This window comes from Pirellulimonas nuda (assembly GCF_007750855.1).
GTDB lineage: Bacteria > Planctomycetota > Planctomycetia > Pirellulales > Lacipirellulaceae > Pirellulimonas > Pirellulimonas nuda.
Genome location: NZ_CP036291.1, coordinates 3,232,907 through 3,259,036, shown reverse-complemented (window position 1 = coordinate 3,259,036; position 26,130 = coordinate 3,232,907). Strand labels below are relative to the sequence as shown.

Annotated in this window: 14 protein-coding genes; 9 read left to right on the top strand and 5 right to left on the bottom strand. The window is 64.4% G+C overall.

The features are described from left to right. The first annotated feature begins 51 nt into the window (after positions 1-51). From Pla175_RS12875 to Pla175_RS12855, 5 genes are all read left to right on the top strand, one after another. Positions 52-1,536 carry a PD40 domain-containing protein gene (locus Pla175_RS12875; RefSeq protein ID WP_145285316.1) on the top strand — a complete coding sequence of 495 codons (1,485 nt, stop codon included), beginning with the start codon at positions 52-54 and terminating at the stop codon, positions 1,534-1,536. Beyond that, the gene (locus tag Pla175_RS12870) at positions 1,533-2,591 is read left to right on the top strand and encodes a DUF1559 family PulG-like putative transporter (RefSeq protein ID WP_145285313.1); all 1,059 of its coding nucleotides are present in this window, start codon (positions 1,533-1,535) and stop codon (positions 2,589-2,591) included. Before Pla175_RS12875 ends, Pla175_RS12870 begins: the two co-directional genes overlap by 4 nt. Before the next feature lie 53 nt (positions 2,592-2,644). Beyond that, entirely contained in the window at positions 2,645-2,989 is a 345-nt protein-coding gene (locus Pla175_RS12865; RefSeq protein WP_145285309.1) for a hypothetical protein, read from the top strand. A gap of 39 nt (positions 2,990-3,028) precedes the next feature. Next, on the top strand, positions 3,029-4,414 hold the full coding sequence (locus Pla175_RS12860; RefSeq protein WP_145285306.1) for a hypothetical protein: 1,386 nt from the start codon (positions 3,029-3,031) through the stop codon (positions 4,412-4,414). A gap of 254 nt (positions 4,415-4,668) precedes the next feature. Further along, positions 4,669-5,460 (top strand): hypothetical protein, encoded by a 792-nt coding sequence (locus tag Pla175_RS12855; RefSeq protein WP_145285303.1) that lies wholly within the window; start codon positions 4,669-4,671, stop codon positions 5,458-5,460. 118 nt (positions 5,461-5,578) lie between these two features. Here the strand turns inward: Pla175_RS12855 and Pla175_RS25980 are convergent, their stop codons facing one another. Further along, a complete protein-coding gene (locus Pla175_RS25980; protein ID WP_231954393.1) occupies positions 5,579-5,743 on the bottom strand; it encodes a hypothetical protein in 165 nt (54 codons plus the stop codon). Positions 5,744-5,839: 96 nt separating this feature from the next. Continuing rightward, the gene (locus tag Pla175_RS12845; RefSeq protein ID WP_145285300.1) at positions 5,840-10,369 is read right to left on the bottom strand and encodes a CBM96 family carbohydrate-binding protein; all 4,530 of its coding nucleotides are present in this window, start codon (positions 10,367-10,369) and stop codon (positions 5,840-5,842) included. A 1,197-nt stretch (positions 10,370-11,566) separates the two neighbouring features. Here Pla175_RS12845 and Pla175_RS12840 point away from each other — a divergent pair. Beyond that, on the top strand, positions 11,567-12,661 hold the full coding sequence (locus tag Pla175_RS12840; RefSeq protein WP_145285297.1) for an AI-2E family transporter: 1,095 nt from the start codon (positions 11,567-11,569) through the stop codon (positions 12,659-12,661). Between the two features lie 985 nt (positions 12,662-13,646). On the opposite strand, the gene Pla175_RS12835 is transcribed toward Pla175_RS12840, so the two are convergent. Both Pla175_RS12835 and Pla175_RS12830 read right to left on the bottom strand, forming a co-directional pair. Beyond that, positions 13,647-16,235 (bottom strand): serine/threonine-protein kinase, encoded by a 2,589-nt coding sequence (locus Pla175_RS12835; RefSeq protein WP_197527481.1) that lies wholly within the window; start codon positions 16,233-16,235, stop codon positions 13,647-13,649. After that, on the bottom strand, positions 16,232-16,903 hold the full coding sequence (locus Pla175_RS12830; protein WP_197527480.1) for a sigma-70 family RNA polymerase sigma factor: 672 nt from the start codon (positions 16,901-16,903) through the stop codon (positions 16,232-16,234). Before Pla175_RS12830 ends, Pla175_RS12835 begins: the two co-directional genes overlap by 4 nt. 977 nt (positions 16,904-17,880) lie before the next feature. Here Pla175_RS12830 and Pla175_RS12825 point away from each other — a divergent pair. The 3 genes from Pla175_RS12825 to Pla175_RS12815 all read left to right on the top strand — a co-directional run bounded on the left by Pla175_RS12825 (position 17,881) and on the right by Pla175_RS12815 (position 24,418). Next, entirely contained in the window at positions 17,881-19,146 is a 1,266-nt protein-coding gene (locus tag Pla175_RS12825) for an efflux RND transporter periplasmic adaptor subunit (protein WP_145285286.1), read from the top strand. An 11-nt stretch (positions 19,147-19,157) separates the two neighbouring features. Continuing rightward, the gene (locus Pla175_RS12820; RefSeq protein ID WP_145285283.1) at positions 19,158-22,373 is read left to right on the top strand and encodes an efflux RND transporter permease subunit; all 3,216 of its coding nucleotides are present in this window, start codon (positions 19,158-19,160) and stop codon (positions 22,371-22,373) included. 383 nt (positions 22,374-22,756) lie between these two features. After that, entirely contained in the window at positions 22,757-24,418 is a 1,662-nt protein-coding gene (locus Pla175_RS12815; protein WP_145285280.1) for a TolC family protein, read from the top strand. A gap of 126 nt (positions 24,419-24,544) precedes the next feature. On the opposite strand, the gene Pla175_RS12810 is transcribed toward Pla175_RS12815, so the two are convergent. Further along, complete coding sequence (locus Pla175_RS12810; protein WP_145285277.1) at positions 24,545-26,014, bottom strand: sulfatase-like hydrolase/transferase; 1,470 nt, start codon at positions 26,012-26,014, stop codon at positions 24,545-24,547. Positions 26,015-26,130: the final 116 nt, after the last annotated feature.

Genomic DNA, 26,130 nt, shown 5'->3' with positions numbered 1-26,130 from the left:
GCTTTGGCCACAGCGCAACCTCGATTCCTCCCTCCAAGCCTCAGGACAAGAATGATTCTACGACCCGCGCTCTGGGTGAGAGCGTTGCCGCTATTTGCCTTGTGCGCCGCCCAGGCCGCCGTGGCGGTCAGCGTGCCTATCGCGGGGGTGAGCCAGTCTGCGGACGCCAACCCCTTGCGGACGATCGAGGCGGTGTCGTTCAGCCCCAGCGGGCAGCAACTGCTGGTTGTCGGCAACCTCACCTCGGCGGGGGCCGTGGACTACGCCTACACCGTGCCGCTGGCCGGCGGGACGCCCAACAAGGTGAGCGATGGAACGGCCGACGTCGAGTACGCCGCCTACTTCACCCCAGACGGGTCTGAAGTCGTGTACGCGGCCGACGCGGGCGACTTCAATAACTTGTACCGCGTCCCCGCCACGGGGGGCGTCTCCACGTCGGTCACCACCGAACGCGTGACCCACTTTCGGCTCACGCCCGACGGTCAGACGGCGGTCTTCCTCACGCGTCCAACGGGCGCGGTCCCGGACGTGCTGCGATCGGTTCCCCTCACTGGAGGTGCGGTGACGACGCTTTCGACCGCGACCCAGGGAGACATAGATCGGGCGTCGTGGGGGATCTCGCCCGACAGCCAAACCGTGGTGTTTGGGGCCTCGTTCTTGATCCCAACGTCCGCCAATGAAGACTCGTTGTTCCGCGTGCCGGTCAACGGGAGCGCCGCGCCGACCCTGATCAACTTTGGGCCGGTCGCGCCCCACCAGATTGATATCGAAGACGTCGCGGTTTCCGCGGACGGCCGCGTGGCGTTCATCGCGGACTACACGGTCAACAACAACTACAACCTGCACTTCTCGCCGCTGAACGGCGGGACGGCGCAATTGCTGCCGTCGTTCTTGCTGCCGGCGGGGTCAGACATGCACAACTTCGTGATCTCGCCCGATGGACGGTACGTCGCCTTCTCGGCCGACCTCGAGACCGTGAACGTGTTTGAGCTGTTTGTCGTGCCGATTGCCGGGGGCGCCGCGATCAAGGTCAGTGACCCTATGACCGCCGAAGCGATCGACCTAGACATCACGGGAGACGGCGTGCCAGATATCTCAGACGGCGAGGTCGACGGCGACATCCTCGACTCGGAAGCGTCGATCGCGTGGTCTCCCAACGGCAGCCAGATCGCCTACGTGGCGGATGGCGAGCTGGACGGCGTGTTCTCGGTCTATCTGGTGAGCAATCCCTTGTTCGAAGCGCCCGTCGGCGACTACAACGGCGACGGCTTTGTCGACGCCGCGGACTACACGGTCTGGCGAGACACGCTCGGGTCGATCTCCGACCTCCGCGCAGACGGCGACGGCAGCTTAGCCATCGACGCAGGCGACTACCAGGTTTGGAAGAACGGCTTTGGTCCGGCGGCGGGCGTGGCGGGGTCCGTCGCAGCGATCCCGGAGCCGCCGTCGGCGTCTTGCTTGGCCCTTGCGCTGCTCTTCGCGACGCCGGCGGGTGGTCAGAGGCACGCGCTCACCCTGCGTAGGAGAATCGCTTGATCGAATCCACTACGACAGAACCGCAGAGGCGTGACGCACGCCCGCGCCAGGCGTTTACGCTTGTCGAGCTGCTTGTGGTCATCGCGATCATCGGCATCCTCGTGAGCCTGCTGCTGCCTGCCGTGCAAGCCGCCCGCGAGGCGGCCCGCCGCAGCCAGTGCAAGAGCAACGTGAAGCAGCTCGCGCTGGCGGTCATCAACTACGAAGCGGCACGTTCCAGACTGCCACCGGCCGGCTCGTTTGGCCCCAAGCCGGCCGCCAAGAACGCCCAGGTCAACCTGATTTCAGGGCTCAACCACAGTTGGATCGTGTTTGTGCTGGAGTACATGGAAGAGCGGGCGTTGTTCGCCCAATTCGACACTCAAAAAGTAAACGTGGCGTTGACCCCGGGATCACCAGCCGCCGCCCAGCCGGCGTCACTGATCTGCCCCTCGGATGGGGCCTCCTCTCGCCGGTACGAGCACCGCTTGATCAAGGCGCCCGGCGGCGGCCCGTCTCTCTTCGGAAAGGGAAACTACGCGGCATTCACTAGCGTCTACCACGCTGACCGTGTTGGGTTCCCTGGCGCCATCCCGCTTTTTGCTCAGCAGTTACGCGAGGTGTCTGACGGCACCTCGTCCACGATGCTGCTTTCGGAGGTCCGCACTCGCCCCAACGAAAAGGATGTGCGCGGCGCGTGGGCCTTGCCGTGGGCAGGGGCTTCGACGCTGGCTTTCGACATGCACAGCGTCAACGGACTGGCCGTCGACGCTTTCGAACCGCGGAGCGACTGGATCACCGACCGCCTGGCGCGCACGCCCAACGGCACAATCTACGACGCCATCGATCGTTGCGATCTCCCCGAGGAAGCGCTGTTCGAGGGGCTTCCGTGTTCGGGGGACGGTCGCGAAGGATCCCTTGGCTTTCAGTCCGCTGCCCCCCGTTCGGCGCACCCGGGGGGGGTCAACGTCGCGTACCTGGACGGGCACGTCGACTTTGCCGGGGACGATATCGACGCGCTGGCGATGACCTACCTGGTCTATGTCCGCGACGGTCAAATCACCAATCGCCCCTAGTGATCCTTGCGGATGCGCGTGCCGCTGCCGACCACAACGACGGACCTTGCTTAATGCGACAAGTGATTCTAGCTCTGGGCGCGGTCTCGGCGGTGCTCGGCGTGTTGCTGATTGGCGCCGGGATCGCTTGGCCGATACTTGGCGGGGGGCCCTCCGACGCCGACAAGAGAATTGCACTGGAGTTCTTGGCCGCCAGTCGCGAGATGGAGTCGTCGTCTCCCAGCGCAGGTGGCGCCGGAACGACCCAAGCCGCTCGAGAACGCTATCAGACCGCCCGCGAGGGGGTCGAGCTGGCCAAGTCCGCTGGCAAGCGAACATCCTTCTGGCTCAAGTCGAGCGGGGCTCTGCTGGCCCTGATTGGCGTCGGCGGGCTGCTGGCTGACCGCAATCGGGCCTAGCCCCTCTTCCCGAGACGCTTCCTTGGCCCTCCTGCCCCTATGAAGCCGGCGCCCTCACCACTGAGCCAGGCGGCGTGGACCCTGGCCGCTGCCTCGATCCTCCTGCTCTGCGCGCCGACGGCCAGCGCGATCGACATCGTGCTCGACTACACCCTCGACGCCCAGAACGAAAACTGGTTCGACGCGACAACCCCGGCTGGAGCTGCGCGTCGCGCCGCGGTCGACACGGCCGCTGCGTTCCTCTCCGCGATCATCACCAACGACGACTGGGCCGCAGTTTCGGTCAGTAATGAGAGCTTTACGCTCTCCGACATTGCGGCCAGCACGATCCGGGGTCTGAACGGCGCGGTGCTGATCGGCGTCCCCGAAAGCGACGGCGCAGGCTATTCGTACGGAGGCGCCGGCAATGATATCGACGTCACCAACCGCTCGTCCGTTGGCGCCAACGAGTACTTGGTCTACGTCGGCGCCCACGCCTTCGACGCGGGGTCTACCGCGAACGCCAATGGCGTTTGGGACAGCAACGACCGCCGCAACGACGCTGGCCGCTCAGGCGCCCAGTTCAACACCTGGGGCGGGAGGATCAATTTCAACACCGCCAAGACGTGGTACGCAGGGTCAAACCCCGGAGTCGACCCGACCGGCGTCTACGGCGTGCAAGATAACAACAAGTCGCCCCCCTCCGACAGCGGGGCGGACAACTGGGACTGGTCGACGAGTTCGGGCACGTGGAAGGGCTTCCAGCTCGCGACGATCGACCCAGCGGCGACGGGCCTTCGCGACCTCTACGCCACTGCAGTTCATGAACTGATGCACGCACTCGGCGCCACAACGTCGACGATCGTGGACTACGTAGGGGTCGACGCCGGCGGAGACTTTATCGGCGCGAACCTGCTTGCCGCCTACGGCGGCCCCGTGCCTGGAGACGGCGGCCATTTCGCCGCCAACACGCAGTCGATTGTCTGGGGCTCGGACGACATCGTTTCGGAGACCGTGCTCGACCCCGATTCGCTTGCCGGCGTGCGGAAGTACCTGACAGAGGTCGACGCGGCGCTGCTGCGCGACCTGGGCTACGAGGTCCTCGACCGGTTCCCGGCGCCGCTGCTCGCCGGAGACTACAACGGCGATGGCGCCGTCGACGCGGCCGACTACTCGGTATGGCGGGACAACCTCGGCCTCGCCGTTACGCTCCCAGGCGACCCCACCCCGGGCGTCGTCTCTGCCGACGACTACCCCGTGTGGCGGGAGGCGTTTGGCGACCCGCAGTCTGTGGCCGACTTGGTGCGGGCGTCGTCCGCCGAACCGGCCGCCGTTCCGGAGCCGGCCGGGTATGCGATGCTGGCGATCGCCGCAGCAGCGACGTTTCTCTGCCGGCGACTCGGTCTTCCCGTCCGCGGGGTCGAGTCGCCCGGCTTGCTTGGCTAGGCGTACCCTTCTCGCTGCCTTCTTCTCTGCCCGAATATCCTTTGCACTGGCGACGCTGCTGGATCCACGACGTACGCGATCTTCTTGATGCGTTTTGACAACATCACATCGCCGCCTCAGACGCTAGCGCTAGGGGCATGAGTCCGCCCGCCGCACCGGTTGGACCGTTCGATCCCACGCGAAATGGCCTATCGATCTAGGCGAACGGCGACTGGCGAGATTGTCGTGCGAAGACGCTCCTGGGTGAACTACCCTTGCAGAAGACTTCAATCTCTAAATACTGTGCCAATTTCATTCTCGCCATGGTTCTACGAACTCTCCGTCGCTTGTTGCTCGCTGCCGTCGCTGCGGTCGTTTGTTTGGCGTCGGGTGCGGCGGTGGTGACTTGGTTGGCCCTCCAGGAGCCCGGCTTCTACGCCGAGCTGCGGACGGCGCAGCCATCACCCGACCAATCCGATGCGGTGGTGCGAGAGATCACGCAGATGAAGGCCGACTTTGTCCACTGGCGTGACAGGTCGCACGCCCGACGCCCAACGCCTGCACCCAACGCCCCAGCAGCCGTCCCTGCAGATGGTCGGTCCTACGACGCTGAAAGCGACACCATCGTTCTTCGCATCACTGAGCAGCAACTCAACGGGATACTGGCGTCGGACGCGTTCAAGCTGAGCGGCGACCTGTCGAACCCCCGCGTACGCCTGAAGGGCGGTCGAATCGAGCTAGGAGCCGAACTCTCTACGCCACACGCCAGATGCATTGTGTCCGCAGGCCTCAAGCCATCGCTGACAGACACGGGCGCATTGCGGCTTGATATCGAGTCCATCCGGGTGGGACGGGTGACGATCCCGTTCCGATGGTTGCTGGCCCGCCTTCCCCAAGCGATTGTTCTCTCGGGTCGCGACGCAGAGATAGACCTGACGCCGCCCACGCCCCACATTCAGTTCAAGTCGCTCTCTCGCGGCGTCAAGGCTCCAACCGTGCAGTCCGTCACGTGCGACGAGGGAATGATCGTCGTCGAGCTTGCCACGCCGGTCCAGTCGCGGTCGTAGGACGCGGCCCCGGAGAGCCCGGGCGCCAAGCAAGGCGCCCCGAGAGCAAGCCGGCCCGGCTCGGCCCGCAGTAGGGATGGGTGACGTAGCCATTGACGACCGTAACGCCGGTTGCTGCCTACGCGTCAAGGTTGGGGGTCTTAATGCCCTTGCCGCCCGCGAATCCAGCGTCGGCGTACCCCATGTCGTCCGCCATGATGACCACGATGTACGGGCGGTCGTCGGTAGAGCAAGGAGCGACGCCGAACGGCGCCGGCAGGAGCAGTGGGATCAAGGATCGCATGAAGGAGACCGCCCAGGATTTCGATCGTCGGTCCTTGACGTTCGCACTGGGCGCAAGCCGAGCAGAGGCAACGACCGTCCACGGCAGGCGCCGTCGCTAAACTTCCGTAAATACTTGCCTAGCAAGCGGCCGGTACTCGTTCTCGGGATCCTCTTCCGCCATGGCCTGGTCGACTGCGGCGTGTTCGCGCGCCCCGTCGGCGGCGCCCGAGGTAAGTCCGGGCCAATCATGAAGGAGCAACAGGTCTCGGCTGCTGGCCAAGCCGGGCCCCTCGTCCGCGACCGCCAGGGAAGCGTAGGAAGCGTCGCGGGCCGCGTCGGACGCGATGGAAAGCAGCGACGCGAGAGGCGACGTTTCCGACTCGGGAGACGCCTCTGCAACGGCAGACGCAAGGGAGATCGCCGGCGCGACAGCCGGCAACGACCGGCCCAGATTGTCACGCCAAACCGTGTAGTCGGCGGCGTCAACAACGCCGTCGTTGTTGCCATCGGCGGCTAGCTGGGTCGTGCTGCCGAAGTTGGACTTCCAGACGTCGTAGTCAGCCTGCTCGACCATGAGGTTCCCATCGTAATCCCCGGGCAGACTGGGGATCGCGGCGACCTCCACAATCAACTCCGGTGGGCTCGCTCCCTCGCTGGAGCTGAACCAGACGTCGTTGCCGGCCGCGATCTGGATCACGAACGAGACCTGTCCGCTCCCTGTGACCGCCGTGGTTACGTCAAACTCTTTCCACTGGCCCAAAGCATGGGTTCCGGTCACGCTGTCCAAAGCCGCGCCGGCCGCCGGTTTGTTGCCGTTGGTAATGGTGGTTTCGGTCCAGTTGTTGTGGCTGCCGGCGTAGGCCGTAACCACGCCATTGCCGGCGTCGCCATTAACGTTCAGCCGAAGCGTTGCGGACGTGACGTTGAATCCGTCGATGCCAGCGACGTCGAACTTGAGGAAGCTTGTACGCGTCCGCGATGCGTCTTCTACCTTGAGATACTGGTCATTGAACGGGGTAGTGTTCTCGAGGTAGGCGTCGTCGATCGGGTTGAAGACGACCGGCTCCAGCTCGCTCCGGACCGTGACCGCGACGTCGTCGAAGGCCGACTGGTCGCCGTCGTCGGCCGTCAGCCGCAGGACGTAGTCTCCCGCCAGGGTGAACGCGGCGGTGGTTGCGGCCGCAGTAGCGTCCCCAAAGGTTACGTTGCCGCCGGCGGGCGCCGACACGATCGACCACTGCGTGGAAAGCCCGGCTCCAGGCAGGCCGTCGTCCGAAGCCAATCCAGTCAGGTTCACGCTGTTGATCGGCAGCTTGATCGACTGATCGGCGCCGGCGTCGACCGTCGGGGCTGAATTCGGAGTCATGACCGCGTTGACGACGACCGTTTGGGTCGTCGTGTGCTCGCCGTCAAAAGCCGACAATTGCAAGGTGTAGGTTCCATCGACGCTGAACGTCGCCAATACATCTTCAGCATTCGGGTCGTCAAAGCCCACGGTTCCGGGGCCCGAAATCTTCGTCCACTGCAATTGCGGCGGGTGGAAGTTGCGGAAGTCGTCGGAAACCGTGGCGTCAATCTGGTAGCCCAGCACAGTGGGTTCGTCGCCCGATTGCGTCGACTCCGGGTTGCTCAGGTTTTGCGCGGCCCCGCTGCTGACGCTTTCGTGACGGAACACGAGGCGGTCAGCGCTGAACCACTGCGACCGCCCGGAGACGACCAGCGTGTACTCCTCGCCCGCTTTAAAGTCGTAGATCGCGACGCGTTTGTTGGTCTCACCCCCAGGGTCGAGCCGGTTCCCCGACGCCCATGCAAAGGCGTTCGCGTTTCCGCCAAAGAACTTTGTGTCGCTCATCAGCATGCTGAGCGGAGCGTCGTCTCCGTGGCTGTTTCCAGGGTTCGGGCCGGCGTTGTAGTCTCCCTCGACGCGTACGTAAGCGTCGTTGCTGAGGTCGCTTGCCTGGCCATGCGTGGTGTCGCGCGCGACGTACATATGCAAGTAGTACAGCCCTGACTGGTTGATCTTGAAGCGGTACTCCAGCGGCGAATTGGGCGGGCCACTCGAAGGGTTGTTTCCGGTAAACTGCAAGTATCCGTCGCCGGTGAAGTTGGCGTAGGAGGACTCCTCGTTCCACAGGCCGAGGTCGGAGGTGGTGTTCTCTACCTCGATTACCACCAAGCCGTTCTGCTCCTGGTGTACATTCGCGCCGCCACTCCCCTCGATCACCTGGGTCACGTCGTCGATCGCAACGACCGGCGGCGAGTTCACGGGCGCGTCGGTGGTGAACTCGATAAAGTCGAGGTCAAAACCGCCCCCGATGATCTCGGCCCGGAGCACCAAGCCCTCACCTGCGGGGAGGGTGACGCCCGGCAGGGTGACGAAATCCCAATCGGTCCAGCCCCCCGTGTTCTGGAGGTCAAACGTCCCCAGTTCCGTGAAGTTCTCGCCATCGGGGCCGTCGCCGATCAGCAGCCGAACGTCGCCGACGGTCGCGGCGCCCGACGCGTAGCGGATCGACGCGTAGTACGTTCCGGCGACCGGATCAACCGTGTACTCCAGCCATTCGCCGTCGACGGTCCAGCCGATGCGTTCGCCTGAAGCGCCTTCCGCGGGTCCGCCGTCGACGCCGCCACCGCGAGAGTGGTTGCCCTGAGAAATCGTGTCAGAGTCGTGGTAGGCCTTGCCTTCTCCCCCGACATCGTAGTTCTCAAACTGGATGATCGCGCCGTCGGCGATCGCGAGCGGGACGTCCTGGAAGGGACCCTGATCTTCGATCAGCGGCACGCGGACCAGAACCACCCAGTCCTGCCCCGTGCTGTTGGGCGCCTGGCCGACGCCGCGGGAGGCGCCGCCGGCGACAGAAGTCACCGAGCCGTTCTGCAGTTCGCCGCCGTTGCGCGGGTCGAACCACTTCACCTCCAGTTGGCCCGAGGCGGCCGCCAAGTTGATGTTGGTGGTGCCGCCGTTCTTGAGGTAAGCGACGTACACCTCGCCCGGCTTGTAGAAGCCGTAGTCGTTGCTAGCGGAAGAAATGCCGTCGTCGTTTTGCATCTCCCAGAACGGGATGTCATTGTCATTGAAGAACTCTAGCGCGTAGCGGGTGTAGTCCCACCACTGATCGCGGCTGCGGAAATCGTTCAGGGACAGATCGGAGTGGTCGTGAGCGTAGCCGAAGTACCACTCGTTGCCCGCTCCGCCCCCCATCAGCGTCCCCCATAGGGCGTTCTTGCGGCCGTCGACGTGGGTGTTGCCGGCGTCGTAATCGGGTTGGATCGCGTGCTGCGCGTCGCCGGGCTCGTCGACCGCAACCACCCACTTCTTGCCGGCGTTCGCCGAGTTGGTCACCCAAGTGGTCACTGCGCCGTGCACGTCGGCAAAGTTTGAGTTGCCGGTCTGGATCGACGCGCCGGTAAGCTTCGAGGCGTTCCCCAGAAGCGGGGTGTAGACGCTGTTGTGCTGCCCCGGATACGTGTGGATCACCACGTTGTGACGATACGGATCGTTGTCGTAGAAGAATTGGGCAAAATCCTTCCGTTGCTGCGTCGTGTTCGTGTTTTCTTCGCCCAGGTTCCAGTTCAACGCCAAGTGATGACTAAAACGTGCGATCAGCTCACGGTAGTACAACTTCCGCTCGTTACCCAGCGCGCCCCCATCGAGCAGTTGATCGTTCTCCGTTTCCTGCGTCTTGAAGTGCAGGTACATCCCCATGTGGTCACCGTGCTCAAAGACCTTCTCCCACTGGTCGAGCTTCGACACGTCGATCCGCAGTCGTTCGTTGTAGTCTGTGTACGGGAAAACGTTCTGATCATCGCCGTTGATGTTCATGGTCAGGAAAGAGAAGGCGTTCTGACCTTCGGACGCCAAGTAGTTTACGGCGCCGATGAGCCCCTTGCCGTTGTCCTGCGCCGTCCCCGCGTCTTCGCTGTCCCACGTCGGATCCCCGACGTTCCAATCCTGAACGTGGGGTTGATAGTCCTTGACCAGGTTGTCCTTCTGGCCGTCAGACTTGAAGTTGCCGTCGAAGTCGCTGTACGCAAGCAGGTTCTCTGGCGCGTCTGGCCCCTGCTTGAGGAAGTACTCGCCCGTTCCGGCGAACTGCAAGTAGTGCTCGCCGACGTACTCCAGGCGCCCCTTGCCGCGCAGGTCGATCCCGGTCTTGTCAGTCTCAATGATGGTGAACGTACCCCCTTCTCCGTCGAAGAACCCGGCCGATGCGCCCGCCAACGGATTGCTGTTGACCGCCACGTTGGCGCCCGCACGGAAGGACGCTGCGTAGCTCCATTCGCCGAGCAGGTCGGGGGCAAAGTGGACCCTCCAGATGTTTCCGCTCGTGGCGTGCGTGTTGCCCGCGTTGCCGTCCGCGGCGTAGTATCCGGGCACGACGTAGGTTTGCCCCGACTGTTGGTGGGTAAACGTCACGTCCAACCGGTAGTTCATAAACGGGTTGTTGCTCGCTCCCTCGCTGGTCTGCGGCCCCTCGAAGTCGAGCGTCAACTTGTGCCACAGACGCAACTCGCCCGATTGAATCGCCGCGGCCGGCTCTAGCGTGGCGACGCCCACATTGGCGGCGTCGGCAGGGGCGCCCGCCAAACTGCTGGGCTCTTGCGGATCGAGGTAGGGACCGACCAGCCCGTCGCCCGCCAACATATGCCGCAGTTCTAGAGGCTCGAATAGTCGCCGCCTCTGACGCGTACGCTCAACTGGGGCTTTTTGAGTGAGCGTGAATCGCAATGAACGATGGCGCGAGCGGCGAGACATCGAGGGCACCTGCGGAGTGGGATGAGTGATCTGAGATAAGTTACTTGAGGGACAAGGTGGCCGAGCTCATTGGGCCCGTCGGCGGACCCGATGCTCAGGCATCCGCACCGGATTTCGAGACCATTCTGGAGGAGACGCCCCGAGATCGGAGACAGACATGGCGTACAGCGGTCCAGAACGAGGACCGCCACCGCTCACAATCTCCCTTCCCCGGCGCCGAAATCCGACGAGTTCGGGCCATCCCGCAGTCCAAGGTCTGATGGAGTCACACGCAACACGCCGCCCCCGAGCCATCGACTCGCCGCAACGCTCGACTCTCCCGTCACGATTGCGGAGCGACCTCGATGTCTTGACGGTCGGGTCAAGGGGCGCCTCGTCCGTCGGGAGCCCCGCCGTACCGTGCATCTGGCAGAGCCTTCGCTCTTCCCGTCCAGACGCTGGACGATGCGAACCGTGCTTCATGCAGGTCTGGGTGCGGCAAAGTCTGCCCTCCATCGCGTCACGCTCCGATCTGATAAGACTCGGCCAACCTTAGCCATCGTGCACAAGTTCTCGCACCCGCAAACCTGTGGGTGATTGACGGGGGCGAGGCGATCTGCGGCAGGGACGACGAGCAATGAATTGATTAGCCCTGCAACAGTTTGTGACGGTACAAGGCCTTCCAGGAATAGTCAAGTATTTTATTCTTTGCGAATGCTTGGCGATGCCGAGGCGCTCCGCGCCGCGGGTACGCGAGCGACGTCGCCGCCGGGGGCTTAGTCGTCGGCTTTCTCTTCCTTGCGAGCGTAGATCCGGACGGCTTCCACAGCGAAGCAATCACCGGGGGGCGACGCGTCGTGACGCAGATTGGTCGTGCGGCTCGCGAGACTCGGGCCGGCTTAGGGGTCGGCCGAGAGATCGTCAGCGGAACTCAAACGTCCTCGCTCGCCGGCCTCTTGGGCCCAACGTTCCTAGCGGACCAGGCGAAGATCCTCTGAGTCGATCTCGGTGGCGGTTCGCGTACGGCCTCAGTATAGTTGGCGAGTTGCGGCAGCAGTCGGCAGGCGAGCCGGTGCAAGCCGAGCAACCCAGGGAGAGCATCAGCGCGTGAAGAATGAGTACGAGCCGGCAGAAGCGGCAGGGATGGAGGCGGTAGTTGCCGAGCTCCGCTGGCAGGGCCGATGTCTCTCGGTGCTGGCCGCGGCCACGGTCGGCGTCCTGCTATATCTCCTCCGCCCGGTGCTCGTCCCGTTCGTCGTGGCCCTCTTTTTTACTGTAGGGCTGAAGCCGATCCTCGATCTGCTGCAGCGTAGCCTGCTGCCGAGCCGGATCGCCGCGGTCGCCGCCGCGTTCTTGCTGGGGCTGGTTCTGCTGTTGGCGCTCGGCGGCGCGGTCGCTTCATCGATCGATCAGCTCGCCACCAACGATGCCTACCAACGCCGCGCCGCCGCGGCGGCCAAGCAGCTTGCGACTTTCGCCGATCGATTTAATCTTCTGCCGCCGGCCGATGGCGACGAGGACAAGACCAGCCTTAACCGACTGCAGCTCGCCGCCCGCCGGGGGGCGAAGACGGCTCAAGACTGGCTGCTCGGCGGCATGGTGTCGCTCTTCGGATCGCTCGGTGTCGTGCTGATCTACATGCTCTTCCTGCTGCTGGGGGCAAGCCAGTCCGCCAACCAAGACAGCGAGCTGTGGCGAATGGTCGAAGGCAAGCTGCGCGAGTATATCGTGCTGAAGACCGTCATCTCCGTCGGCACCGGGGTGGCTGTATGGATGGTGCTCGCCCTTTTTCAGGTGCCGCTGGCGCTGTTGCTGGGGATGCTCACCTTTCTGCTGAACTACATCCCCAACTTTGGCCCCTTGGCGACGTGCGTTCTGCCCCTACCGCTTATCTGGCTGCACCCGGACCTCAGCCTCGCGTCTATGATCGCCGCCAGCGTCTTGTCGTGCGGCGTGCAACTAGTCGGCGGCAACATCGTCGAGCCGCGCATGATGGGCTCTTCGTTCGACCTGCACCCGATCGTCGTGCTGCTTTCTCTGATGGTGTGGTACGCCATCTGGGGCTTTGTCGGGATGCTCCTGGCGGTGCCGATGACCGCCGCGCTCAAAGGGGTCCTGCAGCGTATCGAGCGGACCGAACCGGTCGCACGCCTGTTGGCCGGCGACTTGACCGCCCTGTCGGTTGGCAGCCGCGTCGCCTGACGCTGCGGGGACGACGTGCCGGGTCGGGTGGCAAGTCGCCCGCGGTCGCCGCAACCCGGGGCGACGTCACCGGTGCTTGAGACAGGGGCCCAGGATGCGGACTGCCGCACTCAATGCCAGCCTCCACGAATTCGAAGATCGGTCGTTTTCCCGCGTTACATTCCTGAAAGGTCTGCGTCTATGCGGGTAGGGGAAGAGCGGACCAGGCCCCGCCGGGTGCGCCAAGTTTCAGGCAGTAAGGGGGTGGATCGGCCTACGGGCCCCTCCGAAGGCCACGAGTCGACGGCGAATACCGAAGCCGATCCCCCTCCTTAATTCCTGATGGCGGACAGCCGGGCGGCTCGCGTTCCGCTCGGACGATGGCCGTTGCGCGATTCCTCACTTTCTATGAGCAGCATGACGCCCAGCTCGCCGGAGCCTTGGCCGAGCGACCTATCTTCCTCCGAGGGCTCTCTCCACGGGGCCGGTTCGATCCGCCGACTGCGGCTCTCGCCGCAGAGGGTCGAAACCATCGTTGCAGACGCCTTGGGATTCGGCCCGCCATGCGCCGTTGCCTGCTTTGTTGCCGATCGCCACGGCTCCGAGTGGCTCGTGCTGCTTGTCGAGCTGCCGGCGTCGGCCCTTCCGTGTTCGGCCGTCGCTCATGAGACTGTCGATCGCATCCACGACGCGCTTCCCGAATCCCTGCGCGGCTCGCCAAAGCAGATCGTCCTTGTGGCGCCCGGGACCTTGCCCCGCACTGCGACGGGCGTCGTCCGGCGCAAGGCATGTCGCCAAGAGCTGCAGAGAGATGAACTCTCATTTCTTTTTGCGCGACATGATTCGCCGGCTGCCGCGATCGAACCGTGTTAGTGCCGATAGCCGTCCGAGTTTGACGGCTCACAGTGATTGCTGACTCGACCGGCCACTCCAAGCCCTAGCCGCGGGCGGTTCGCAAGAAGTCCGAAACGTCCGCTCCAGCATGGCCTCGCCTGGGCCGGGGCTGCTACAAATCGACACCCGCTCCGCTCTGGAGGGGCGACGCCTGGTCCGCCGCCACGACGCGCGCCAGTCCGCTCCGGCCGCGGTCGGCCGTGTCAGATAGCTGGCTGTGCCCCCCCAACAAGCGCTCACCGCGAGCGGCAACCGCGATCGAAGACCTGTAAGCGTCCGCGGCTTCTTGCGGGCGCTCCGCTTCTCGGTAGAGTCTCGCCAAGTCCTGCCAGGCCTCCGCCGCCGCCAACCATACCGAGCGTTCTACTTCCGCGTTCAGCTTGGCCCGCTCGAAATCCAGCACCGCCTGCTCCAACGCCGCGATCGCGCCGGCTGAGTCCTCGGAAGCCTGAAGGCATGTCGCCAGCAGCCTGCCTGCGTGAGCGCGGCGGCGCAGTAGCGACGGGTTCTCGTTGTGTGGTTCGGCGAGCCCCTGGTTGACGATGGCCAGTTCTTGTCGAAATGCCTCAGCAGCGCCCGCATCGTCCCCGTGCCGCAAGTGCAGATTGCCCACACGGTGGTGAAGCAGAGAGAGCGAAAGAAGCTTCTCAATCGACCCGGGGTCCGCTTGAAGCGCGGCCTCACGATAGGCGGCCGCACATGCAAGGGCGGCGAGGGCCGCGTCGGGCGAACCGTCGCGCCAGCGGAGCCGCGATTCGGCCCGATAGGCCGCGCAAGCCGCGGTGCGTATCCGTTCGCTGCACTCTGCCGGCGGGGGCGAACCCTGCGCGAAGCAGACGGCTGTTTGGGCCGCGTTCTCGGCGATATCGTAACGATTCAACTTGCACGCAAGCGTCGCAAGGCGAGCGTTGGCGTCGATCACCAAGCAACGATCAGTAGAAGCATCGGCGCCTTCTTGTGAGCCGAGCACCTCGGCCGCGGCAACGAGGCAGGGCAGGGCGCGTCTGCGGTGGTTTTGGGAGATCTCGTTCTGGGCATGTTCTACAAGCACCATCGCGTACAGCTCAGGCAAACCGCGGAGGTTTCCTAGCAGGGCGTTTAGACCCGCGGTAGACTCTGCCCGCCACCAGAGCCAATCCTCCCCCTTCGCGGCTCTGGTGTAGGCGAACAAGTGCACTACCAACGCCCGGCGCCAAAGCGGTTCTGCTGGATTCTGTCGGATCACCTCTACCCACGCCGATACGCCGTCGCAAAACTCTTGGTCCGAACCGGGGAGCCTGCCTCCCAAGCCCCCGAGGTTCTGCTCGACAATCCAAAGTGCGTTGCGGGCGTCCTCGTCGCACCCGGTCGATTCGGACCATTCCCGCAGTTCGCTCAAGATCGAGTCGGCTAGACCACTCGTTGGAAGCCTTGCTGCGATGGGGCCGGGCGCAAGCGATCCGGCCAGCGCCATCGACGACAGGCTCACCAGCGACTGTTGAAGTGCACCGGAGCCGCCCCGCACTGCGACTTGATGCGCCGCCGGCGTCTGCACGGCCTCTGTTTGCTGGCCCCACCGCACTGCTCCTCCCATCAACGCCGCGACCGATAACGTGGCGACCGCGACAGCCGCGGGCCGCTTCCGGATCACGCGCAACTTCGATCCGACAACCCCTAGCGGCCGCGCGGTGACTTCTTCGCCACGCAGCGCTCTGCGCAAATCGGCGGCAACCTCGCCGGCCGACCCGTAACGCTCGTTCGGATCAGTCTGCGTACACCTTGCCGCAATCGCCTCCAGGTCTCGCGAAACCAGGCTGGTCGCCGGGCCGCCTCCCCGCACGAGCGGCGGCACGCCTGTGCGTTCTGGGCCCTCCGACTGACGCAGCGCAACGTTAAGTATCGCCCCCAATCCGTACACATCGGTCGCTACGCCGATTTGCGATGCGTGGCCGCTGCGTTGCTCGGGCGCCATGAACGCCGGGGTCCCCGCGACGCGGCCCTGCTTGGCGGGAGAGGGGCCGTCCAGGGTGCCGGCCAGGCCGAAGTCGTTGACCATCGCACGCGGGGCGAAGCCGGGGTGGTCGAGGTCCAGCAGCACGTTCTCGGGCTGGAGGTCGAGGTGGAGGACCCCGTGCGTGTGCGCAAACTGAACCGCTTCGGCGATCTGCGCAAGGATGTCCACCACGGCGCGACGCGTCCGTCCCTTACAAGGATCGTGTTCGAGCCACTCGCCAAGCGTTGGCCCGTCGCAGTAGGCCGACGCGATGTACCACACCGGGCCGTGCTGCTGGGCTTCGTAAACCGGGACGATCCCCGGGTGATCGAGCCGCGCCGCGAGCTGGGCCTCGCGGATGAAATCGGCCGCTGGATGCCCGGCCAGGAGACGCTCAGGTCGGGGGACCTTCAAGGCGACGGTGCGCTGCAGGCCGGGGTCGAACGCCTGCAGCACGATGCCAAACCCGCCACGGCCCCGCTCGCCGAGGATCTCGAACCGACCTATCGTAAGGGGGTCAGACGCCTCGCCTGGTTCTGCCGGCGCCGCCCCGACCTGAAAGCGGCCGAGCACGTCGAGGGCTGAGGCAAGCTGCGCTACCTCGATCGCAGTGGCAGGGTCGATACCCGGTTCGTCAGGTGGGTCGCCGCTCTGCACGTCGATGCTCTGTTGGGCGAGCCGGATCGCGGCAAGATCCTCGTTCCGCGTGTCGTCGGAAGGCGTGCTCACCGCTTCACCTCCGGCTGGCTGGCGGACGGCGAGAGTCCGAGCCCCCGCGATGTCTCTGCCAACAACTTTGCTAGGGCCCGTTGGTGCAGCATCCGAGTGGCGTTGGAGCTTCGTTCGAGCTTCTCTGCGATGGCGTCGAAACGCAGACGGTCGTAGTAACGCAGCCGGAGCACCAGGCGGTAGTGCGCCGGCAGGCGGTCCATTGCGGCCAACAAGGCGTCGATGCTGGTCTCTGTCCCGAGCCCCCCCACGCCACCGCAGGAGACACTGGCGGAAATCCTCGCTAGCCAGTCCTTGGTCTCTGCGTTGCAAAGGGGCGTTTCGCGCGCGATGTCACGCCGCTGTGAACAGCAATACCTACGCTGCACGTCGATCGCCTCGTTCCGCAGCAGCGTCCGAAGCCAAGCGACGAACTGCCGCCTCCCGCCGAACCGCTGTTTCGGAAACGCCTCGAGCGCCTTCATCACCGTCGTCTGAACCACGTCCGAGGGGGCGACCTTGCGACGGATCGGCCCCTGGAGCCGGTCGTTCGCCAGCTTCAACATCAGCGGACGGTAGAGCGTGAACAGTTGGTCGATCGCCCCCGGCTCCAGCGCCGCGGCGCGATGAAACCAGCGCGACCTCGCGGACGGCTCGGGCTCGTGCTGAATGGAAGAACCTGATTCCAAGGTCTGTTTCCGTTGGGAGAAGTCAGACGTTCGCGGTAGCGGCATTTTGTCCAGGTGGGCAAGCTGCGTCAATCAAGGCCGGCGCTAGATCGACCCCTTCCTCGGGCAGTGCGGACGGGCCGCGGCCCTCCGATCGCTGCGGGTTCGCCGGCCCGGCGTTTCGGTCGGGTCTGGCTGGTTTGGGTGGCGCCGAACCTCGGAACGGGACATCGACAGACTCCACGTAAGCGTTTTGTCCCTTTTGTCCGCCCCCCCGCCGCTGGGTTTTCGGACAAAACCCCCCGTACGGCCCGCGGCGCCCCCACGATTGACCGAAAAATCACGACTTACGCCGTCGGCGCCATCAGGGACAGCATCGCACCGCCGGCCTCAGCGGACACTTCTTCGACAAAAAGGGGCGCACCTCAACGCCACGGCGAGGCGCGCGCCAACCCGTCAGTGTTTCCGATTGCTACGCCGGTTGCGACGGCCATTCTTGGCCACCAACCGTTTCTGTGTCCGACCGGTAGCAACCCATCGGGTTCGCCCCCGAGTGGGCGCAAGGTTCGATGCTTGCAAAAGGCGTCAAGACCGACACGCCACGCACGCTGCTCTTGTGCCGTAAGCAGGGCCCCTGCCCGCCAAGATGTCGCGTCGCGGCGCCGCACTTGGCGCCGCGCTAGACGCACCACCGAAGTCCCTTACGGAATTGTAAACAACTTCGAGACGATTGGTCGTCTATGATCTGCCGAATGTGCCGCTTATACGGGAGGGCGTCGTGGTCCCTCAGACCGCGACGCGTCACACGCTCCGCCCTGGGGCGGCGAACATCGAGATACAACCGCACCACTGAGCTGCAACACATAACCAGACGCTCGCTTGCCGTGACCCGTCGCGGGCCTGGACCTTTCCAATTGCCCCACCACTCCCCGCCCGCCCCCATTCTCGCCGTGCGATCTGGGCCACGCCCAGGGACGCGATCATTGAGCACCCACGCTATGAGATTATTACCGCTGCCGGCCATCCTTGTGTCGCTGGGCCTGGCGATCCTTGCTGGCTGCGACAAACCCGCGCAAAAGGAGCACGAAGAGGCCCACAAAATTCTGGTCACCCGCCCGGTGGTGAAGGATGTCGTCAGCACGCAGCAGTACGTCTGCCAGATCCACTCGTGGCGCCATATTGAGGTCTGCGCCCTGGAGGGGGGCTACCTCGAGAAGATCTCAGTGCAAGAGGGCCAAGCGGTCAAGGAGGGCGACCTGCTGTTCAAGATCCTCCCGGTCCTCTATCAGGCGCGGCTGAACTCAGAGATCGCCGAGGCCCAGCTTGCGCAGATCGAGCTGGACAACACTCAGCGGTTGTATCAACAGAACGTCGTCGCGCAGCCCGAGGTGGCGCTCGCAAAGGCCAAGCTGGCGAAAGCCCAGTCCAAGGTCGACCTGACTCGGGCCGAGCTCGACTTCGCCACGATCGAGGCGCCGTTTGAGGGCATCATCGACACGCAGCGCATGCAGCAGGGGAGCCTGATCGCGGAGGGGGACGTGCTCACGACGTTGTCGGACAACAACGTGATGTGGGTCTACTTCAACGTCCCCGAGGCCCGCTACCTGGAGTACGAGGCCGGCAAGAACCGGGAGGCGCTCAAGATCGAGCTCATGCTCGCCAACGGCGAGAAGTTCCCGTACGAGGGCAAGATCGGGGCCATCGAGGCGGACTTCAACAACGAGACCGGCAACATCGCCTTCCGCGCCGACTTCCCCAACCCGGACCACCTGCTGCGTCACGGTCAAACCGGCACCGTGCTGGTGAGCCACGTGGTGAAGGACGCCGTAGTGATCCCCCAGCGGGCCACATACGAGATCCTCGCCAAGAAGTACGCGTACGTGGTGGGGGACGCAGGCGAAGGGGAAGAGACGGAGGGGAAAGCGATGGAGGAGACGGGGCACGCAGCGCACGCCGAACCGGTCGGGGGCGCAAGCCACAGCGCCGGCAACGAGCAAGTCTCTAAGAAGAGTGCGGAGCAGCATTCCGACCACCAGGCCTCCGGTCATGAAGCCGGAAATGACCTACAAGAAGGCGTGGTCCACCAGCGCGAAATCGTCATCCTCAGCGAACAGGACGACATCTACTTGATCAACGAGGGGCTCAACGCCAGCGACAAGATCGTTCTCGAGGGGATCCGGCAGGTGCGCGACGGGGAGGCCGTGGAATACGAGTTCCGCGCTCCCGAAGAGGTTCTTGAGCACCTGAAATACAAAGCAGAATAGGCCCCCTCGCAATGTTTGCACGCATCCTGCATCGGCCCGCGCTGGCGATCGTGATCTCGCTGATCATCCTGTTCATGGGTGGTCTGGCGATCGTGACGCTACCCATCTCGCAGTTCCCCGACGTCGCGCCGCCGAGCGTGGTGGTCTCCGTCTCGTTCCCCGGCGCCAGCGCCAAGGTGTTGATCGACTCGGTGCTAGTGATCCTGGAGCAGTCGATCAACGGCGTCCAGGACATGCGGTACATGATCTCCGACGCCACCAGCGCCGGCGAAGCGACGATCCAGATTATCTTCGAGCCGGGCACGGACCCCAACGTGGCGGTCTTGAACGTGAACAACCGCGTTCAGGCGGTGAAGAACAACCTCCCCCCCATCGTCGACCGGGAGGGGATCATCGTCATGCAGAACATGTCTAGCATGCTGATGTACGTGAACGTCTACAGCACCGACAAGAACGTCGACCAGAACTTTCTTTACAACTACGCCAACGTCAACATCCTGCCGGAGATCAAGCGGATCCAGGGGGTCGCCCGGCCCACCATCCTCGGCAACCGCGCCTACGCGATGCGGGTCGAGCTGAACCTGGAACGCATGCGCGCCTACAGCGTTTCTGCGGAGGACGTGCAGGAGGCGCTGGCCGAGCAGAGCATGATCGGTTCGCCCGGGCGGCTGGGCCAGGCCACCGGGTCAACGTCGCAGACCATCGAGTACGTGCTCACCTGGCTGGGACGCTACGACAAGCCGGAGCAGTACGAGAACATCATCCTGAAGGCCAAGCCCGACGGCGAGATCCTGCGGCTCAAGGACGTCGCCGAGGTCTCGCTCGGCTCGTCGTTCTACGACCTCTACTCCGATATCGACGGCGACCCCTCGGCCGCCATCGTGCTCAAGCAAACGCCCGGCTCTAACGCCACCGACGTGATCGAGCGGGTCAAGGAGAAGCTCGACGAGATCAAAGAGGCGTCGTTCCCCCCCGGCATGGACTACGAAATCAGCTACGACGTCTCCAGCTTCCTCGACGCGTCTATCGAGAAGGTGCTGCACACCCTGCTGGAGGCCTTTGTGCTGGTCTCGCTGGTGGTGTATTTGTTCCTCGGCGACCTCCGCAGCACGTTGATCCCCACGCTCGCGGTGCCCGTGTCGCTGATCGGCGCCTTCTTCTTTATGCTGGCGTTCGGCCTGTCCATCAACCTGATCACGCTGTTTGCGCTCGTGCTGGCCATCGGCGTGGTGGTGGACGACGCGATCGTGGTGGTCGAGGCGGTGCACGAGAAGATGCACACCAAGCACCTCGGGCCCTATCAAGCGACCCAAGAGGTGATGCACGAGATCAGCGGCGCCATCATCGCCATCACCATGACGATGACCGCGGTGTTCATCCCGGTGACCTTCATGACGGGGCCGGTCGGCGTGTTCTACCGCCAGTTCGGCCTGACGATGGCCATGTCCATCGTCCTCTCCGGCCTCGTGGCGCTGACGCTCACGCCGGTGCTGTGCGCGATGATCCTGAAGCCCCACGACCCAAACAAAAAGACGAGCTACAACCCGCTTACGTTGTTCTTGCGTGCGTTCGACGGCGTCGTGGTCAAGGTCACCAACGGGTACGGCTGGATCCTGCGCGGGATCGTCAAGCAACGGCTGCTGACGCTGCTGATTGTTGCGGCGTTTGGCGCCGGCATTGTGGCAGTGAACACGGTGCTCCCCTCCGGGTTCATCCCGCTGGAGGACCAGGGCATTATCTACGGCATCATCCAGACCCCACCCGGCTCGACGCTTGAGTACACCAACTCCAAGTCGCACGAGCTGCAAGCGATCTGTGAAGAACTGGAAGAGATCACGTCGGTCTCTTCCATCGCCGGATACGAGGTGCTGACTCAGGGCCGTGGATCGAACGCGGGGACCTGCATCATCAACCTGAAGCCGTGGGCCGACCGCGAGCTAACCTCGAAGCAGATCATCGAAGAGCTGGAAGAGAAGGGGCGCGACATCGCCAACGTGAAACTGGAGTTCTACGAGCCCCCCGCGGTCCCCGGCTTCGGGGCCGCCGGCGGGTTCTCGCTCAACCTGCTGGACAAGACCAACAGCGGCGACTACGAGACGATGGGGGAGGTGACCGACAAGTTCCTGGCCGCCTTGGCCGAGCGGCCGGAGCTAAAGGGGTTGTTCACCTTCTTCGCCAGCGACTACCCACAGTACGAGCTGGTGATCAACAACGACGTGGCCATGCAGAAGGGGGTGTCGATCGGCGACGCCATGAACAACCTCTCCATCGTGGTCGGGAGCACCTGGGAGCAGGGATTTGTCCGCTTCGGTCAGTTCTACAAGGTCTACGTCCAGGCCGCTCCTGAGTTCCGGCGATACCCCGAAGACTTCGAGAGCATGTTCGTCAAGAACGACAAGGGAGAGATGGTTCCGTACTCAGCGTTCATGAAACTCAAGAAGCAGCAGGGCATGAACGAGATCAGCCGCTACAACCTGTACACCACCGCGGCGATCCAGGGGGCGCCCGCCAGCGGGTATAGCACCGGCCAGGCGATCGCGGCGATCCAAGAAGTGGCCGCCCAAACGCTGCCGCGCGGCTTCGACATCGACTGGCAGGGCCTCTCCTACGACGAAGCCAAGAAGGGCAACACGGCGATCTACATCTTCTTGATCGTGGTCATGTTTGTGTACTTGGTTTTGGTGGGGCAGTACGAGAGTTTCTTGTTGCCGCTGGCGGTGATCATCTCGCTGCCGGTGGGCTTGTTTGGGTCGTTCTTGTTCCTCAAGGCGATGGGGCTATCGAACGACGTCTACGCCCAGATCGGGCTGGTGATGTTGGTCGGCCTATTGGGCAAGAACGCGATCCTCATCGTCGAGTTTGCCGTCCAGCGGCGCGAAGAAGGGGTGAGCCTAGTGGACGCGGCGATCGAGGGAGGGAAGCTGCGCTTCCGGCCGATTCTGATGACCTCGTTCGCCTTTATCGCCGGCATGGTCCCGCTGGTGCGGGCCACCGGTCCGGGGGCGATCGGCAACCGCACGATCGGCACCACCGCGGTCGGCGGGATGCTCGTGGGCACGATCGTGGGGGTGCTGGTGATCCCCGGCCTTTATTACATCTTCGCAAGGATGGCCGACGGTAAGAAGCTGTTGAAAGACGAAACGCACCAGCCCCTTAGCGAGCGTTTTGAGCACGTCGCCCACGAGGTGCACGGCGCACTCGATGCAGACGCCACCGAGGAGCCGTAACCCCCTTCCGGAGCCCCGGCGCCATCACTCCGGCGCGGCCGTTCCGGCCTTCAACTCCCCGTAACCCCTACACTCGGCGCCGCATCACGCGTGTTACCAGCACAACCCATAAAGGCCCACCCCCGCGTAGGTCGAATGAGTAGTCAGAATGGACCGCCTGCAGCAGACGCTGCTCGCGCCGCGAAGGAGGTCTCGCGGTCTCCCTGAGGGGGATCGCGAGAGAGACCCGCCGGCAGGAGTTGCCGGGGCAAGCGAATCGGAAGGTTCATCCCAGGACGGGTTGGCGCCTTCCAGGACCCGGTGGCTGCATGACGGAGCCGCCGGCCATCGACCGGCCGCCAGGAAGCGGAGCTTCCTGGATCACGACGTCAAGGACTCGACGCATGAACCTCAATCTACGCCGGCCCGACACGGGGCGCAGCAGCTTCGCCCTTGCCGCGGCGTTCGCTTCTTGTTTGCTGCTGACGGTGCCCTCTTGCCGCATCCCCAAGCTCTGCTGCGCAGAGCGGGGGCCGGCGCTGCCCGACACCTACAACGGGGTGACCAGCGCGGAGAGCTCGGCACAGATCGGTTGGTGCGAGTTCTTCGCCGACCCGACGCTGACCAGCCTGCTCTCCGAGTCGCTGGCCGGCAACCAGGAGCTGAAGATCCTGACCCAAGACATACGCATCGCCAACTATGAGATCATGGCGCGAAAGGGCGACTACCTCCCGTTCGTGAATATCGGCGGTAGCGCAGGACTGGACAAATCAAGCCGCTTCACGCGCAACGGCGCCGTGGAAGACCAGCTCCTGGTCGCCCCTGGCAAACCGTTCCCCGAGCCGCTGCCCAACTTCCTGCTCGCCGCAGACGTCTCTTGGGAGATCGATATCTGGAGAAAGCTGCGGAACGCGAGGGACGCGGCGTCGCTACGCTACCTGGGCACGCGAGACGGGCAGAACTATGTGGTGACTCGCCTGATCGCCGAGGTCGCCGAGGACTACTACGAGCTGATGGCTCTCGACAACCGGCTGTTGGCGCTGAACAGGACGATCGAGATTCAAGAGCAAAGCCTCGAAACCGCCAAGGCCTTGAAGGAAGGGGCACGCGGCACGGAGCTGGCCGTCCAGCGATTCCAGGCCGAAGTACGCAAGAACCAGAGCGAGAGGCTAATCATCCAGCAAGAGATCGTTGAGGTGGAGAACCGGATCAACTTCAACTGCGGTCGTTACCCGCAGACGGTCGCGCGGAACTCTGCGGGCTATCTCGACCTTCAGCTCCATGCGTTGAGCCTGGGGGTCCCGGCGCAGCTGCTGCAGAACCGCGCGGACATCCGCCAAGCGGAGCGAGAGCTCCAGGCAGCGGGACTCGACGTGAGGGTCGCTCGGGCGCGTTTCTACCCCTCGCTCAACATCCGCGCCGGCGTAGGCTACGAGGCGTTCAACACGAACTACTTGTTCATGAGCCCCGAGTCGTTGGTCTACAACGCCGTCGGAGAACTGGTCGCCCCGGTGATCAACAAGAAGGCCATCCGGGCCGCCTACCTCAGCGCGAACGCAGAGCAGTTGCAGCGGGTCTACGAATACCAACGCACCGTCCTCAACGCCTACACCGAGGTCATCAACCAGGTGGCCAAGGTAGAAAACTACGGGCAGAGCATCGAGATCAAGAAGCAGCAGCTCCAGGCGCTTGAAGACTCGGTCGACACGGCCACCAAGCTCTTCCAGAACGCCCGCGCCGAGTACATCGACGTGCTGCTGTCTCAGCGAGACCTTCAGGACGCCAAGATGGTGTTGATCGAGACGAAGCAGCAGCAACTGGCGGCCGTCGTTAACGCCTATCAAGCCCTCGGCGGTGGCGGCAACGCCGGGACGATGCTGGTCGCCAGCAACACGATTGCGCCGCCCGAGCTCCGGATGTTGCCCGAGCCCGGCGACGAGCCCCCGATGATCGAGGTGCTGCCCAGCACCAACGGCCCGCCGCCGGGGTTCGAACTGCTGCCCACGCCCAGCAGCGCCCCGTCGGAGCCGAAGGAAAGCATGTTGAGCTGGCCCATCCAGGGCTAGCACGGGGGCCCACCGCCAAGGCATGCCCGGAGCTGATGGCCGCGGCGATCAACCGGCAGGACATCGGCCAATGGGCGGCCGAAAGGGACATCCTGACGACGCGTGCCGAATCGGACCAAAGGTGACCTACCCCTGCGGCTGCTTCAGCGGATCGTTGTTTTGGCGCATGTCGTCCCGCAGCGCCTGCTTCATCTCGGCGAGCTTCGCGGCGTGTTCCGGCCGGTCCGCGAGATCGTGCATCTCCAGCGGGTCGTCCGCCAGGTTGAACAGCAGGTGCTTGGGGACGTTCGTGTAGTAGATGATCTTCCAGTCGCCACGGATCGCCATCCGCTGCGACATCCGGTAGGCGGCGTACATCGAGTCGTCGCGGGCGCCTGCTTCGCCGCGGATCAGCGGCAGCAGGCTCTCGAACTCAATCTCTTCCGGGACGGGGATGCCGGCCGCCTCGAGCGACGTCGGCACGACGTCTTGCAGGAACACGCGGGCGTCGCTGCGCCCGCCCCGGGGCAGGCCCGGCCCCGCAACGATTAGCGGCGCGCGGAGGCTGTGCTCAAAGACGTTCTGCTTCCCCATCAATCCGTGGCGCCCCAGCGCGAGCCCGTGGTCGCTGGTCAGCAGCACAAAGGTATTGTCGGCCTGTCCGCTGGCGCGCAGCGCCTCGAGGACTGCGCCGATCTGGTCGTCGAGGTGGGTGACCAGCGCGTAGTACTCCGACCGATTCACCTGAACCGCGTACTCGGTCCGCGGGAAGGGCGCCAGCCGCTCGTCCCGCAGCGACCTGCCGCACTCGATCTGGTCTTTGTAGGGGTACTCGGGCAGGAAGTTCTCGGGCGTGCGGATCTTGCTCGCTGGGTAGCGCTGGACGTACTCGCGGGGGGATTGGCGGGGATCGTGCGGCGCGTTGAACGCCAGGTACATGAAGAACGGCTCGGGGCGCTCGGCGCCCTGCTTGAGAAAGCCGATGGCTTCGTCCCTCAACACCTCGCTCCAGTGGGTTCCCCCTTCCCAGAACCCGCCCCGCTGCTTGTCCCACGGCTGCCAACGGTCGTCGTCCGGGCTCTTGGGGCGGTTGTACCCCTCGGGCGTGTCGGCCGGCATCCCGGGACGGACGGTTCCCACCACGTCGAACACGTCCTCTGCCTTGTGGAAGTTGGTGTGCCACTTGCCGGCGAAGTAGGTGCGGTACCCGGCCTGCGAGAACCACTCCGGCCACGCCGTGCCGGTGTCGATGGGCTTGCCGGGAGCCTGCGCGGCTTTCTTCCGCTGGCGGGCGACGAGCTGCTGATCGATCGGGTAGACGTTCCACAGCTTTCGGCCGGTGATCAGCATCGTCCGGCTCGGCATACAAACGGCGCCGCTCCACGACCCCATGTTGTAAGCCCGCGTGAACAGCGTCCCGCTGGCCGCCAGGCGGTCGAGGTTCGGCGTTTCTACTTCTCCTCCGGTGCACCCCAACGCCTCCCAGCATTGATCGTCCGTTAAGATAAACAGCACGTTGGGCCTACGGTCCTCGGTGCCCTGCGGCTGGGCGGCGGCGAAACCGGCCAAGAGCAGCAGCAACCCGCTCAGGCAGCACGATCGGAGAAGCACGGGCATCGAGGAGTCCTTTGTCGAGAAGCAATAAGCGGGGCGGAGGCGGCGCACGGCGCGTCCCGCCCTGTAGTGGGAAGCTGCATTGTATCTAGACCTACGTCATAAGTCCTCCCTGTCGC